The 13,485-nt window shown below is 72.3% G+C and carries 18 protein-coding genes and 1 pseudogene; 7 read left to right on the top strand and 12 right to left on the bottom strand.

The genetic code is table 11. The annotated features are described in order from the left end of the window. Positions 1-110: pseudogene (locus ACFWPS_RS46375) on the top strand (transcriptional regulator); the annotation flags it as partial. A gap of 187 nt (positions 111-297) precedes the next feature. Here the strand turns inward: ACFWPS_RS46375 and ACFWPS_RS46380 are convergent. From ACFWPS_RS46380 to ACFWPS_RS46430, 11 genes are all read right to left on the bottom strand, one after another. After that, positions 298-990, bottom strand: a complete 693-nt coding sequence (locus tag ACFWPS_RS46380) for a DUF305 domain-containing protein (RefSeq protein ID WP_383718245.1) — start codon at positions 988-990, stop codon at positions 298-300. Next, positions 987-1,643: a DUF3105 domain-containing protein gene (locus ACFWPS_RS46385; RefSeq protein ID WP_383718249.1), complete on the bottom strand. Its 657-nt coding sequence runs from the start codon at positions 1,641-1,643 to the stop codon at positions 987-989. The genes ACFWPS_RS46380 and ACFWPS_RS46385 overlap by 4 nt, the downstream gene beginning before the upstream one ends. 112 nt (positions 1,644-1,755) lie before the next feature. Beyond that, the gene (locus ACFWPS_RS46390; protein ID WP_383718251.1) at positions 1,756-2,184 is read right to left on the bottom strand and encodes a hypothetical protein; all 429 of its coding nucleotides are present in this window, start codon (positions 2,182-2,184) and stop codon (positions 1,756-1,758) included. Positions 2,185-2,237: 53 nt separating this feature from the next. Then, complete coding sequence (locus tag ACFWPS_RS46395) at positions 2,238-4,178, bottom strand: copper resistance protein CopC (RefSeq protein WP_383718254.1); 1,941 nt, start codon at positions 4,176-4,178, stop codon at positions 2,238-2,240. After that, a complete protein-coding gene (locus tag ACFWPS_RS46400) occupies positions 4,175-4,396 on the bottom strand; it encodes a hypothetical protein (protein ID WP_383718256.1) in 222 nt (73 codons plus the stop codon). The genes ACFWPS_RS46395 and ACFWPS_RS46400 overlap by 4 nt, the downstream gene beginning before the upstream one ends. Further along, positions 4,393-4,596: a hypothetical protein gene (locus ACFWPS_RS46405; RefSeq protein WP_383718258.1), complete on the bottom strand. Its 204-nt coding sequence runs from the start codon at positions 4,594-4,596 to the stop codon at positions 4,393-4,395. The genes ACFWPS_RS46400 and ACFWPS_RS46405 overlap by 4 nt, the downstream gene beginning before the upstream one ends. Before the next feature lie 12 nt (positions 4,597-4,608). Beyond that, positions 4,609-4,854, bottom strand: a complete 246-nt coding sequence (locus tag ACFWPS_RS46410; protein WP_383718261.1) for a glutaredoxin family protein — start codon at positions 4,852-4,854, stop codon at positions 4,609-4,611. Continuing rightward, the gene (locus ACFWPS_RS46415) at positions 4,851-5,519 is read right to left on the bottom strand and encodes a peroxiredoxin family protein (protein WP_383718264.1); all 669 of its coding nucleotides are present in this window, start codon (positions 5,517-5,519) and stop codon (positions 4,851-4,853) included. The genes ACFWPS_RS46410 and ACFWPS_RS46415 overlap by 4 nt, the downstream gene beginning before the upstream one ends. Continuing rightward, positions 5,516-6,478, bottom strand: coding sequence for a cytochrome c biogenesis CcdA family protein (locus ACFWPS_RS46420; protein WP_383718266.1), 963 nt, complete (start codon positions 6,476-6,478; stop codon positions 5,516-5,518). Before ACFWPS_RS46420 ends, ACFWPS_RS46415 begins: the two co-directional genes overlap by 4 nt. An 89-nt stretch (positions 6,479-6,567) precedes the next feature. Next, positions 6,568-7,545, bottom strand: a complete 978-nt coding sequence (locus ACFWPS_RS46425; protein ID WP_383718269.1) for a M56 family metallopeptidase — start codon at positions 7,543-7,545, stop codon at positions 6,568-6,570. Next, a complete protein-coding gene (locus ACFWPS_RS46430; protein ID WP_383718272.1) occupies positions 7,542-7,913 on the bottom strand; it encodes a BlaI/MecI/CopY family transcriptional regulator in 372 nt (123 codons plus the stop codon). Before ACFWPS_RS46430 ends, ACFWPS_RS46425 begins: the two co-directional genes overlap by 4 nt. Before the next feature lie 179 nt (positions 7,914-8,092). Here ACFWPS_RS46430 and ACFWPS_RS46435 point away from each other — a divergent pair, with 179 nt between their 5' ends. The 6 genes from ACFWPS_RS46435 (at position 8,093) to ACFWPS_RS46460 (ending at position 11,855) form a co-directional block, all read left to right on the top strand. Next, positions 8,093-8,857, top strand: a complete 765-nt coding sequence (locus ACFWPS_RS46435; RefSeq protein WP_383718275.1) for a cytochrome c biogenesis CcdA family protein — start codon at positions 8,093-8,095, stop codon at positions 8,855-8,857. A 225-nt stretch (positions 8,858-9,082) separates the two neighbouring features. Continuing rightward, positions 9,083-10,141 (top strand): cation diffusion facilitator family transporter, encoded by a 1,059-nt coding sequence (locus ACFWPS_RS46440; protein WP_383718277.1) that lies wholly within the window; start codon positions 9,083-9,085, stop codon positions 10,139-10,141. A gap of 143 nt (positions 10,142-10,284) precedes the next feature. After that, positions 10,285-10,467 carry a hypothetical protein gene (locus tag ACFWPS_RS46445; RefSeq protein WP_383718280.1) on the top strand — a complete coding sequence of 61 codons (183 nt, stop codon included), beginning with the start codon at positions 10,285-10,287 and terminating at the stop codon, positions 10,465-10,467. A gap of 5 nt (positions 10,468-10,472) precedes the next feature. After that, on the top strand, positions 10,473-10,811 hold the full coding sequence (locus ACFWPS_RS46450; protein WP_383718284.1) for an ArsR/SmtB family transcription factor: 339 nt from the start codon (positions 10,473-10,475) through the stop codon (positions 10,809-10,811). Positions 10,812-10,870: 59 nt separating this feature from the next. Further along, the gene (locus ACFWPS_RS46455) at positions 10,871-11,098 is read left to right on the top strand and encodes a DUF6126 family protein (protein ID WP_383718287.1); all 228 of its coding nucleotides are present in this window, start codon (positions 10,871-10,873) and stop codon (positions 11,096-11,098) included. Between the two features lie 265 nt (positions 11,099-11,363). Then, positions 11,364-11,855, top strand: coding sequence for a DUF834 domain-containing protein (locus ACFWPS_RS46460; RefSeq protein ID WP_383718289.1), 492 nt, complete (start codon positions 11,364-11,366; stop codon positions 11,853-11,855). 151 nt (positions 11,856-12,006) lie between these two features. On the opposite strand, the gene ACFWPS_RS46465 is transcribed toward ACFWPS_RS46460, so the two are convergent. Continuing rightward, positions 12,007-13,485, bottom strand: coding sequence for an NADH-quinone oxidoreductase subunit C (locus ACFWPS_RS46465; protein WP_383718293.1), 1,479 nt, complete (start codon positions 13,483-13,485; stop codon positions 12,007-12,009).

The following is a 13,485-nucleotide window of genomic DNA, read 5'->3' on the forward strand; positions in this document are numbered from 1 at the left end:
CCGCCCGCCGAATCCTCACCGAACTGCTCCACGGGCAGAACGTGCTCCTCGCCGAACTACGGCAGGCCGACGCGTCCGCCGCACCCCTGCCCGCCAACAACCGCGGCTGACCGGCGTGTACTGCGGTCGTGGTCCACGGCATGCGCCGCAGGTCCCTGCCGACCTCGGGACGGCTGCCTGACCGGGCGTCGGTGAGGCCGTCATTCGGTGCCGGAGTTCGCGCTTTCGGTGCTCGGGCGCGAAAGCAGCCGAGACGGAGTTGGCGGCGTGTGATCAGGGCCCTCGCGGCGGCGTACGTCATCGCGGTGCCGAGCCGCGTTCCTTGAGCAGGTCGGTCATGACCTTCATCTCGGACTGCTGGGCGTCGACCATGCCCTGGGCCAGTCTCTTCTCCTGCGGGACCGTGCACTGCTGCGCGCAGGCGCGCGCCATGTCGATGCCGCCCATGTGGTGGGTGTACATCAGCTGGAGGTAGCGGATCTCCGCCTGTTCGCCGTCGAGTTTGCCGAGCTGCCCCAGTTCCGTGTCGGTGGCCATGCCGGGCATCAGGGAGCCGTCCTTGATCTGGTGGCCCATGTGGCCGCCCTGCATCCAGGTCATGTAGCCGTCGGGTGAGGTCACGGGCAGGTTCCACAGGTCGAGCCGGCCGAGCAGCATGCCGCGCTGGTTGGCCTGGGTCTGGGCGATGTCGTAGGCGAGGCCGCGTACCTCTGCGTCGGTGGTGCGGTCGCGGACGAGGTAGGCCATCTCGACGGCCTGTTGGTGGTGGACGGCCATGTCCCGGGCGAAGCCGGCGTCGGCCGAGTCGGCCGTGGGGACGGTGGCCGACTCCTTGTCGTCGTTGCTGGTGACGGCCGGCAATGTCAGGGCCAGGACGACGGTGACCAAGGCCGCCGCGCCGATCGTCAGCCGGCGGCCGATGCCGGGGCGGTGGTTCTGGGCGTCCCCGGGGTCGGTGGCGTCCGGTGCGGTGAGGGTCGTCTCGGTCATGACGCGGTCAGTCCGTTCGTGCAGGCGGCACCCGGCTCGGGGGTCTGCGGGCCCTGGACGTACTTGGTGAGGAACTGCTCGACCCTCGGGTCGGAGGCCGTCTTCACGCTGAGCTGGTGGGCCCAGGCGGTGAGGGTGATCGCTCCGGACTGGGTCCTGTCCGGGCTCATCAGCGTGTAGGGCGTCTTGGAGACCTTGCCGGCGAGGGTCTTGACGTCGGCGGCGGTGGCCTTGTCGTTGTAGGTGACCCAGACCGCGCCGTGTTCGAGGGAGTGGACGGCGTTCTCGTTCGCGACGGCCTTGGTGTAGACGTTGCCGTTGCAGGTCATCCACACCGGGGCGTGGTTGCCGCCGACGGGCGGGTTCTCCGGGTAGTCGACCTTGGTCTGGACGTGGTTGCGGGTGAGCTTCTTGGCGTCCCAGACCTTCTCGCCGGATATCGGCTTCGCGGCCGCGGCGGCCTTCTGTTCGTCCTTCTGGTCAGCGCTGTTGACGGCGTAGGCGCCCCAGCCGACCAGCCCGGCCACGATGACGGTGCTGAGGGTGATGGTGATGATGCGGTTGCGGCGTTCGCGTGCTCTTTCGGCGCGGCGCATCTCCTCGATACGGGCCTTGCGGTCGGCGGCGGCCTGCTTCTTGCTGGTCTTGGACATGACTGGGTGTTCCTCGTCCCCGCCGGACCATGTCGTCGGGCGGCGGTGGGTGCAGGGATGGGATGAACGGACGCTGTGCCCCGCGCGCGTGGGCGCACGGTGCGGCGTTCGTCTACGTCCGCTGCACCTGGAGGAAGTGGAGGTCGGGAGCGCCACGCGTGGGCGTCAGGCCGAGGGAACACGCCAGGACGGCCGAGTCGGCGAGGCTGGAGATGCGGGGCAGGAGGGCCGGCGCGGGCTGGGCCGCGGTGGGGAGCACGGCCCGGACACCGTGCGTGTCCTGAGCGCAGCAGACGTCACCGGCAGGGCAGTCGGCCGGGTGGGTCACCTGCACCGCACGGTGCTCGGTCGGATGGCCCGGTGTCGTCGAGGAGGCCGACGTGGTTGTCATGGCGGCTGTTGCCAGGTCGGCGGCGGCATGTGCTGCGGGGCCCAGGCACATCACCAGCGCGGTGAGCAGCATGGCCAGGGCATGGGACAGCGCCGTGGGCCGCGTGGTCCGCCACGCGCCGCGGCGCCCGTGCTGTGTCCCGCTGCTCATCACGGAGATGCTAAGCGGCCGCTGTGAACGCACTGTTGGCGGGGTCGGGGCCGTCAGTGCCCATGGCCCTCCTCCTCGTCCGTCTCCGGGTAGACGAAGGTGCGGGTGACGAGGTGGTCGGGAGCGGTCAGGGTTTCGTGCAGGATGCGGCCGGTGCCGTCGAGGGTGAGGTCGAGCTGGGTGTGCTCGGCGGGGTAGGCGAGGGCGAGGCGGCGGTGGCCGTTCTCGTCGGGCAGCCGCGTGGTGACCGGGGCGGTGCCGCTGCCGTACGGTTCGGCGGCGAGGAAGTCCTTCCCGGTGAGGGGGAGTTGCTTGAGGTCGCCGAGGCCGAGGGCGGTGTTGCTGGTGACCAGTTCGTGCACGGTGAGGCGGGGGACCTGCTGCATCGCGGCGACCGTCTCGCGCAGCAGCGCGGCGTCGGGGCGGGGCGGCCAGGTGATGGCCAGGCCCGCGCGGCCGCCGGCCCATTCCTCGCCCGCGGCGGCGGTGAGGGTGAGACGGCTGGTGCCGGTGCGCCAGGCCAGCGGGGTGTAGAAGCAGCCGGTGCCGCAGCCGCGCAGGGCCAGCCGCCGCTTCTTCCCACGCGGATCGGCGAGGGTGGCCGTGAGGCCGTAGGACTGCTGGGAGGCATCGCCGACCTGGGGTGCGGTCAGTTCGAGGATGAGCCGGCCGGTGCCGGCGCGGGCGCTGATGCCGATCTCCCCGGCGCGGGTGCCGGCGGGCACGAGGGGGCCGGTCGTCGGGGGCGCGAAGGACAGCGGGCGGTTGGTGTCGGCGGGGGCGCGGACCACGGTGAGGGTGGCCGACAGGACGAGGACGACGGCCAGGACGGAGGCCTCGACGCGGGCCGGGAGGTACGCGAGGCGGCTGCGCCCGCGGTGCAGGTGCCGGCGCGCGAGGCAGGCGAGTGTCGCGGCCACCGCGACCAGTGCGATCTTGACGACCAGGAGCCGGCCGTATCCGGTGGTGAAGACGTCATCGAGGGGGACGAGCAGCAGCGCGGCGATGACACCGCTCGTGATCACTGCCGCGAACAGCCAGGCGGCCAGCCGTGCGTAGGCCAGCAGCAGGGTGCGGGCGGCGGTACGGTCCCCGCGCCAGGCGACCGTCGTGCGCAGGACCTGCACCAGGGCACCGGCCCACAGCGCGGCAGCCGCGAGATGGATCAGGGTCAGCACCGGTCCGGCGACGGTCTGTTCGGCCTGGGGGTGTGCGCGCAGGGCTTCGGCGACGACCACGGCGGCGAGCGGGACGAGCGCCCAGGTACGGCGGCGGCCGGGAACGGCGACTGCCGCGAGGGCGAAGCCGGCCACCTCGATCAGCGACAGGATGCCCGGGCGGGTGTCGATCGCCGAGCGCGGTGAGCCGTCGCCGATCACCAGTGCGGTCAGGCCGAGGGCGGCGGCGCAGCCGACGAGCGCGGCGGGCAGTGCCCACGGGCGGGGCCGCTGTGCGGGTGCGTCGGGGACGCGGGTGGCGAGGCGGTGGAGTGCGGCTTCGCCGAGGAGCAGGGCCAGGGCGGTGAACAGCAGCCAGCGCAGGGCGGTGGTGGGGACGGGGTCCTTGGCGGTCGTGCTCTGGCCGGAGGCGAGGGCGACGGTGCGTGGGCCGATGGCGAAGCGGTAGCTGCCCGTCATGATGTCGCCGTCCTGGGCCGTGACCGTCCAGTCGACGGTGTGCACGCCCTCCGCCGGCTTGCCGCGCAGCGGGAAGGTGAGGGTCCGGCCGCCCTGGCTCCTGGTGGGCTTGCCGAGCGTGGCTGCGGGCGTGAGACGTACGGCGGAAGTGCCGCTCACACTTACCGGCTGGTCGAAGACGAGGACCAGTGAGGCCGGGGAGGCGGGGACCGTGCCGTCCGCGGCCGGGCCGGTGAACAGCAGGGTGGCGTGCGCGGAGGCCGGGGCGGCGGTGCCCATGAGCACGGCCAGGACGAGCGAGGCCAGCGTGAGGAGTGTGTGGCCGGGGCGTCGGAGGGTTGGTGGGAGGGCGGTCACCGGTCGAGGGTCTCCGGTCTGCTGGTCGGGTCGGTCGGCAGGGTGGTCTCGTCGCGAAGACGTCGCAGTTCCTCGTGGGCGGCGCGCAGCTCCGTCTGGAGCCCGGTGTCGGGCTCGGCGTGGCAGGCGCGGTTGCGGGTCATCGGGCGGACGCAGCAGAACCAGGTCAGTGCGGCGGCCGGCGCGGTGGCGGCGAGGGGCAGCCGGATACCGCTCACGCCGGATGGTCCTGGATGCCGCCCTGCGGGGTGCGCTCGGTGCGCAGGGCGTCGATCTCCTTGCGCAGGCGCAGGAGTTCCTGCTGCTCGGCGCCGGGGTCGGGCTGTGCGCCGGGCTTGGGGCGCATCATGAACCACATCATCGCGCCCATGCCGACGGGGCAGGCGAGGGCGGGAAGTACATACAGCAGCTGTTCCATGGCGGATGCTCCTCAGGTCTGGGGTATTCGGGCGAGTTCACGGCGCAGGGCGCGTTCGGAGACGCGTCCGTGGGCGATGAGCCGGTCGTCGTGGAGGAGCCCGGGGGCGAACAGCAGGCGGTGCCGGGCGGCGAGTTCGCGTCCCTCGGCACTCTCCAGGGACACCTCGGTGACCTCGGCGTCGGTCTCCGCGAGCAGTTTCTTCGCGCGCTCGCACCAGGCGCAGTCGGCCTGGGTGAGGAGGGTCAGCGCGATCACGACCTCACCCCGGCCTTGAGGTCGGCGAGGAGTCTGTCGACAGGGACGAACATCGTGTAGTCCGGGGCGCCGCCGTAGTCGGCGCGCCAGCGGATGGTGCCGTCCGGGCCGACGAGCAGGAAGCTGTGGCCGTCGCGGGAGTCGCCCATCATGCCGTACTGGTTGGCCCCGTACTGCTTCGAGACCTTCAGGTCCGGGTCCGACAGCACGGGCGTGGACAGACCCATGTCCTTGGTCTTGCGGGCGATCAGGTCGGCCCGGTCGGAGGTGACGGAGACGATGCCGTCGATGCCGGCGCCCCTGACCTCGGCGGCGGACTTTTCCAGGGCGGTCATCTGGTCCCAGCAGGGCTGGCAGGTCAGTCCCTCCTGGAAGTACAGCAGGACGTTCTTGCCGCGGTAGTCGGAGAGGCTGACCCGCTTGCCCGTGGAGGCGGCGAGAGCGAAGGCGGGCGCCGTCCTGCCGATGCCCGGGGTGCCGACGTCGTACGACGCACCACTGCTGGAGGTGTTGCGGGCCGGGGAGGTGGAGAAGACCGCGTACAGCACGACCAGTGCGACCACGGCGACCGCCGAGCCGATGATCCATGTCAGGCGGCGCCGCCCGGCGGCCAGCACGGCGTCGGGACGCCGCAGCGGGGGCTTCTTGTTGCTGGTGGTGCTCATACGGGGCGGTCCTCTCCGGAGGAGGCGGCAGGAACGGGCGGCTGCGGTACCTCGCAGCAGTCGGCGGAAGAAGCCCTCGCCTCGGCGCCGGGGGAACGCCGGGCGGGAGCGGTCGGACGGGCGCGCGCCTGCCGTGCGAGGAAGACGGCGAGCGCGATCAGGAGGACGGCCGACGCCCAGCCGGGCAGCCAGCCAAGGGCCTTCGTGACCTGGGACGCGGTGTGCTGGAGGCCGGCGGCGATCCGCACCCGCCAGCCGTCCGACGCCATGTCGGGTCCGCGTACGGCCTGGACCAGGGTGAGCCCGCCCATCGCGACGAGGAGGATCCCGGAGGCGGCGCTGCCCAGCGGCATGCGTCGCGTCAACCGGCCTGTTCGAAGGGTGACCTGGCGGCCCTGGAGGAGGCGGCCGGCGCCCCAGTCACGACGGTCCCAGACCAGGGCGAGCAGGCACAGCGGGGCGACCATCCCGGCGACGTACGTCAGTGAGACGGCCAGCGCGGCGGGAAAGGACCCGGCGGCACCGGAGAGCACGGCGACTCCGGCGAGGACCGGTGCGCAGCAGGAACTCGCCGCCCCGGAGAACACCCCGAGCCCGTACACCGAGCCGAAGCCGTGACCGGACGGGGCACGCCCCGCGACCATCGGCAGCCGCGGCTTCCACCCGGCCAGCAGGGCTGTGCCGCCCACCGTCATCGCAGCCCCGCCGATCGAGAACACCAGCAGGTGATGACCGGAGATCAGCGAGACGAGAGCCGTGGCACCGAGCCCGATCGGCACGATCACCGTGGCCACCCCGGCGGCGAAGACCAGCGTCGCGGCCAGGACGCCGGTACGGCGGCGGAAGCCCGTGGCCAGGTAGGCGGGCAGCATCACCGACACACAGCAGGGCGCGAGCAGCGCCACGACCCCACCGAGGAACGACGCCAGCAGCGTCGTGCCGAACAACAGCTCACCCACGCGCACGACCTCCTGACAACTGACACCTGAACTCCTAAGGAGATTAGGTTATGGCGGCCGGGGTGTCCACTGAGGGGTGTTGGCGCAGGTCAGCGCATGGTGGCGACCTGCGCGGGCGGGGTGCCGTCCGGGCAGTAGTTCAGTTGCGTCGCCGCCGCGGCCGGGCCGCCGACGACCAGCACCGGCAGGGCGAGCGCGATCGCCGCGGTCGCCGAACCGACCGCGATGCGGGCGCGCCCTAGCGGGTGGTACGGCGCGACGAGGCGGTGCACCCGGCGGGCCGCGGTGGATCCGCCCGCCGCTAGGGCCACGGCAGGGGTACGGCCCTGAGCGACCGCCAGCAGCGCGGCGGCCGTGGTCAGACGTCCGGAACGGGCGGCGGCCACGTCGTCGGCGCGCATCTCCACCAGACGGGCGATCTCCGTCTCGGCGGTACGGAACAGGGGGACGCGAGGGAAGGCCCGGGCCAGGGTCTGTGACCAGGCCAGTACCGCGTCGTGCCGCTCGGACTGGTGGGCACGCTCGTGCGCGAGGACGGCGTCGAGCTGGTCGTCGTCCAGCGTGCGCAGGGCGCCCGTGGTGATGACCGTACGGCGATGGCGGCCGGGCAGACAGTAGGCGGCGGGCTCGTCGCGGTCGAGGACCACCACCCCGCGCGCCGGATCGGCGCGGCCGACCATGTCCAGCACCTGCCGATGGTCCTGCCGCTCACGCCGGATGCGCAGCAGTGCGGCGCCGGCGCACCAGGCCGTCCGCCCCGGCACCGCCAGCGCGAGCACCGCCCCGGCCGCGCCCGCGGCGGCCCCGCCGGGCGAGGCGTACTGCGCGGTCAGTGCCATCACGCACGCCTGCAGCAACTGCGCGAGGTCGGCGCTCACCCGGACCGTGGGCACGGTCAGCGCGAGGCCCGCCATCACCGCCGACGCCGTCGCGGACACGCCGAGCGCCTGCCACACCACGATCCCGAGCCGTGGGGCACGCTCGGTCCAGCCGGCCCGGGCGAGCAGCCGGGGCGTCAGGGTGCACAGCAGTACGGCGTACGCGAACAGCACGGCGGCGACGATCACTGCGACCCTTCCTTCCGTACGGCCTCGCCGAGCAGCCGGTGCAGTTCCTCGGCCTCGCCGGGCTGCATGCCCTCCACGAAGCGGACCAGCGTCGCGCCGCGGTCGCCGGCCGCCGCGAACGCCTCGCCCATCAGTCCGGCGACGTACTCCTCGCGCGTGTGGGTGGCGCCGTACCTGAACGCGCGGCCGTCCTTCTCCTTGGCCAGCCAGCCCTTGCGATGCAGGATCTCGGTGACGGTGTGCACGGTGTTGTACGCGGGCTCGGGATCACGGCCGAGGGCGTCGAGGATCTCGCGGACGCGCAGCGGCCTGCCCGCGCCCCACACCGCGTCCATGATCGCGGCCTCCAGCTCGCCGAACTGCGGCACCCCGAACCTCCTGATCCTGTGCACTCCGTCCCGACATCCTAAGGGGCCTAGGTGCATGGTCGCTCGGACGGACGGAACCCCCACGCCTACTCCTAATGAGATTAGGAGTAGGGTCGGCGGGGCGTCCGGTGCGGCGCCGTTCCCCTGCCCTGAGCTGTGCCCTGACCGGGAGTCCGACCTTGAGCGCCAACGTCTCCGACCTCGTCACCAGCGGACCGCTCCTGCTGGCCGCGCCGCTCGCGCTGCCGGCCGGAGCACTGTCGTTCTTCTCTCCGTGCTGCCTGCCGCTGGTGCCCGGATACGTCTCGTACGCCACCGGGATGTCGGCGGCCGACGTCCGGGCGGGGCGGGAGGAGGGGCGGGGGCGCATGGTCGCCGGGACCTTCCTGTTCATCCTCGGCTTCGCCGCCCTCTTCGCGAGCTACGGCGCCGCCCTGGGCTACGTGGGCAACCAGCTCCTCGCCCACCAGGACCTGATCACCCGCGTCCTGGGTGCGCTCACCATCGTGCTCGGCCTGCTCTTCCTCGGCGCCTTCGAACGCATTCCGTTCGCCGGCCGTACCTTCCGCATCGGCTACCACCCGCGCGCCGGCCTTGCCGGTGCTCCGCTGCTCGGCGTGATGTTCGGTCTCGGCTGGACCCCGTGCATCGGTCCCACCCTCGCCGCCGTCCTCAGCCTCTCCGTCACCACCGGCAGCGCGGGCCGCGGGGCCCTGCTCGCCTTCGTCTACAGCGCCGGCCTGGGCCTGCCCTTCCTGCTCGCGGCGCTCGGCTTCCGGCGCGGGCTGAAGGCGTTCGGCTTCGCGCGCCGCAACGCCCGGGGCGTGATGCGCTTCGGCGGGGCGATGCTCGTCCTCGTCGGGATCCTTCAGGTCAGCGGGATGTGGACGTACTTCACGGGGCAGCTGCGTTACTGGGTGGCGGGCTTCCAGCCCTGGCTGTGACGACGGGAGACTCTCGGGCGGTGGGGCCGGACCTGCGCCGCGAGTGTGACGGCAGCGCGCCACGCGGGCCGTTGTCTTTGAGCCCATTTCCCCGTGAGATATCTCCGCAGGTCAGGGCCAGGCTAGCGGAGATGACAACGGTCTTCGATGCAGCCTTTGGTGATTCGCGGGCGTGTGCGTTTCACTGCGAGCAGGGCACCCGTAGCGATGGGGGAAGACGTCAGCATGAGTGATCAGGGCCACGACCACGACCACGGGCACGGTTCGGGGCACGCGCACGTCGAAGGACACGGCGCGGGCGCACATGCCGGGCACTCCCACGGCGTCTCGGCGGACGCCGACCGCCGCTGGCTGGCCATCGCCCTCACCCTCATCACCGCGTTCATGGCGGTCGAGGTCGTCGTCGGCGTCGTCGCCGGTTCGCTGGCCCTCATCTCCGACGCGGCGCACATGCTCACCGACGCCGCCTCGATCGTCCTCGCGCTGATCGCCATGCGGCTGGCCGCCCGGCCGGCCAAGGGCGGCTTCACCTACGGCCTCAAGCGCGCCGAGATCCTCTCCGCCCAGGCCAACGGGCTGACCCTGCTCCTGCTCGGGGCGTGGCTGGCCTACGAGGCCGTACGCCGGCTGATCTCCCCGCCGGAGGTCCAGGGCGGCCTGATGCTCGCCACCGCGCTGGCCGGCATCGTGGTGAACGTGGCCGCGACCTGGTGCCTGTCCAAGGCCAACCGGTCGTCGCTCAACGTCGAGGGCGCCTACCAGCACATCCTCAACGACCTGTTCGCCTTCATCGGCACCGCGATCGCCGCGCTGATCGTCGTCCTGACCGGCTTCGCCCGCGCCGACGCCATCGCCACCCTCGTGGTGGTCGCCCTGATGGTGAAGGCCGGCTACGGGCTGCTGCGCGAGTCCGGCCGCATCTTCCTGGAGGCGGCACCGGCCCACGTCGACCCGGACGCCCTGGGCGACAAGCTGGTCGCCGAGCCGAAGGTCGTCGAGGTCCACGACCTGCACGTCTGGCAGATCACCTCCGGCCAGGCCGCCCTGTCCGCGCACGTCCTGGTCGAGCCCGGCGGCGACTGCCACGCCGTCCGCCGTGACCTGGAGGAACTCCTGCGCCACGACCACGGCATCACCCACACCACCCTCCAGGTCGACCACGCCCCCGCCTCCGTGCTCCAGGGCGCCCTGCCCGGCGACCGCGACCTGCTCCCCCTCGACGCCGATGGTCACTGCGAGGAGCCGCACGGCCCGGTCCACCGCGACGAGCCGCACGAACACTGAGCCACCGAGGCGGGGACAACCCACCGGCTCCAGGCAGATACAGGGAACATCGCGGGGCCGTGGTTCGTTCGGCCTACAATTGAAGAGTTCTTCAATTGGTTAGTTGCATTGGTCGACAGATGGTCAACGGCGTGGAGGTCGGGGTGGACACAGTCGTCGAGGCGCTGCTGGCGCGGGTGCGGGCGGCCCGGGCCGCTCTGGCGGCCGCCCGGGAGGCCGAGGACCCCTACGCCGTCGCGGTGGCCCAGGACGAGCTGGATGACGCGGTGAGGTTCGCCCGCAGGCACGGGCTCGACGTCGAGGCGACAGAGCCGGACGAGGGGTGATCGGGATGCCGGTTCCGCTGTACGAGGCGAAGGCGGAGTTCTTCCGGATGCTCGGGCACCCGGTGCGGATCAGGGTGCTGGAGCTGCTGCAGGACGGGCCGAAGCCGGTACGCGACCTGCTGTCCGCCATAGAGGTCGAGCCGTCGAGCCTGTCGCAGCAGCTGGCGGTGTTGCGCCGCTCCGGGATCGTCACCGCCACCCGGACCGGCTCGACCGTCGTGTACGAGCTGGCGGGCGGGGACGTGGCCGACCTGCTGGCCGCGGCACGCCGGATCCTGTCCGTGCTGCTGGCGGGCCAGCAGGAGCTGCTGCACGAGCTGCGTTCCGCGGAGACAGCCCAGTGACGGGCGGGCACCCGTTCCGGCCGTGGCGCAGACGCCGGCCCACGACGGCGACAGAGCATGTGTCGTCACCTGTGCGCCGCCACATCGACTCGGTCCCGATGGGGGCGGGACCGCAGCCGGCGGCCGAGCAGCCGGCGAACACGACGCGCAAAGGGAAGGACAAGGACCGCGAGTGGCGGATCGAGCGCGGTGTCGCGATCCGGGCGGGCTTCTACATCTTCGGCACCCATCTGTTCGCCGGGTTCGTGTGGCTGCTCTTCTACCTCGGCGAGCACGCACACAAGTAACCACGTCGCCGGGGTCCGGGCGCCCCAGCCGCGCGTCATCCGCCCCCCAAGCTCGGGGCCGAACGGCCCTGTGCAACCGCTGAGGCACCGGTGAAGCTGTGGATCGGCCCAGCCGGTGGACGGCCGTTCCTCTCCCGCGGGCGGCTGCCCGTATGCCTCCTTCGCCGCGGACCACCCTGGACGCGGCCGGAAGGCTCCTTCAACGGGCTGGTTGCCATGAGCGGCGTGGACGAGGAAGAAGGGACTGCCGAGGTTGATTGCTGTGGTGGGACATCAGGATCTCGCGCCCTGGACCCTGGCCCTGCTGGAGGAAGAGCTGTGCGCGCGGCTGGCCCGGTGTGCCGAGGCCGGGCGGACGGGTCTGGTCCGGGTCGGGCAGGGGCTGCCGGTGGCGTTCGGACGAGCCGCGAAGCAGGCCGGGCTGGCGCTGGTGACCGTGGTGCCCACGCTGAACCGGGTGCCCGCGCTGCTACGGGAGCGGGACCGGCGCGCGGCCGGGGAGTTGCTGCTGCTGTCCGAGCAGGTGCGGCTGCTGGAGTACGACCCGGCGGACCGGGACGCCTGTGTGCGCGTCGACGAGCGGCTGTTGCGGGCGTGCGCCCGGGTGCTGGCGATCTGGGACGGCACCGCGTCGAACGGCCGTGACACCACCGCTCACCTGGTGGCCTACGCGCGCAGCCACGGCATCGACGTCGAGGTGCTGTGGCCGGACGGCGCCGAGCGGGTACGGGACGAAGCGGTAGGGGAGTCGCCATGACGGCCGGTACGCCACCGGGGGTTCGCATGGTCGAGCTGGGCCGGGACGAGGCGCTGAGACTGCTGGCCGGAGATGGAGCACGTGGTGCGGATCAGGGCCGACATCGTGACGGGATACCGGCCGGTGGGCGGCGAGTCGGGTTCCTGACCGGTCACAGGTCGTTGCCGGCGTAGGAGAGGTTGAAGCTCTTGTTGGTCAGCGGGAAGTCCGGGACGATCGTGTCGTTCAGGGCGACCGGCAGGGCGGGCCAGTTGAAGAAGGACGGGTCGACGGGCTTGACCCGGGTGAGAGTGCCGTCGGCGGCGAGTTCGACGCGGGTGGCGATGGTGCCGCGCCAGCCTTCGACGAGGCCGACGCCGCTGCCGGAGCCCGCACCGGGGGTGGGCGAGGGACCGAGGAGCACGCCGGTGGCAGCACCGTCGTGCAGCCGGCGGATCAGCGCCAAGGAGGTGTCGATCTCCTCGGCGCGGACCAGGAAACGGGCCAGGACGTCACCGCTGGTGTGTACGGGGACCCGGGCGGGGTGCCCGTACGGGGTGAAGGCGTGGGCGATGCGAGCGTCCTGGGCGAGGCCGCCGGCGCGGGCGACGTAGCCGAGGCAGCCGATGTCGCGGACCGCCTGCGCAGGCAGGATCGCGGTACCGGTGAAGCGGTCGAGGACGGTGGAGTGGCCCATGGCCAGCCGTACGATCTCGCGGATGTCCTCGCCGACGGCGTCCAGCCGGGCGGGGTCGGGCAGGGTGCGCAGGGCGCTGCCGCCCAGGACGACGCCGCCGCGCAGCAGCCGGTGCCCGGTGATCTCCTGGTTGAGGCGCAGGAGTTGTTCGCGGACGCGCTGGGCGTGGGCGTTGAGGATGCCGTGTCCGACGTCGTTGCAGAGCATGCCGAGATCGGCGACGTGGTTGTGGAGGCGCTCGAGTTCCAGGAGCAGGGCGCGGGCGCCCTGGGCCGGTTCGGGAACTGCCTGGCCGGTGGCCTCCTCGACGGCCAGGCAGTACGCGAGGGCGTGGCCTACCGCGGTGTCCCCGCTGATGCGCTCGGCGAGTGGCAGTCCGGCAGCCGGTGAGCGGCCCTGGAAGAGCTTCTCGATGCCTTTGTGGACGAACCAGAGGCGGGCCTTGAGTTTGAGGATGGTCTCGCCGACGACGGAGAAGCGGAAGTGGCCGGGTTCGATGAGCCCGGCGTGGACCGGGCCTACCGGGATCTCGTAGACGCCGTCGCCGGTGACCTCCAGGAACGGGTAGGGCCCCTCCTGTTCGCCGAAGGCCGGCGGTGCCCCGGCGTCGGGGTGCATCGGGTACCAGCCGCGCGGCCAGTGGAAGTGCCGTACCAGACGGCGGGGCAGCGGATGGTCGAGGGGCACGATGCCGTGCAGGTCGTGCATCTCACGTTCGAACCGGCCCGCGGGGAAGGACAGATGGGCCAGGCTGGGCACCTCGGGCCGGACCGGGTCCAGGCGCACGTGGAGCTCGACGCGGGTGTCGGGCGGCCCGGAGACGAAGAGGTAGACGAGGCGCACGGCGTCGGCGTCGTGGTGTGCGGCGGCCAGGGCCAGGCGGTGTCCGTCGCGCAGCAGTGCCTCGGCCCGCTCGGGCAGTTCGACGGTGTGGACGTCGTGCACGGTGCGCAT

Source organism: Streptomyces sp. NPDC058457, assembly GCF_042720695.1.
Lineage (GTDB): Bacteria > Actinomycetota > Actinomycetes > Streptomycetales > Streptomycetaceae > Streptomyces.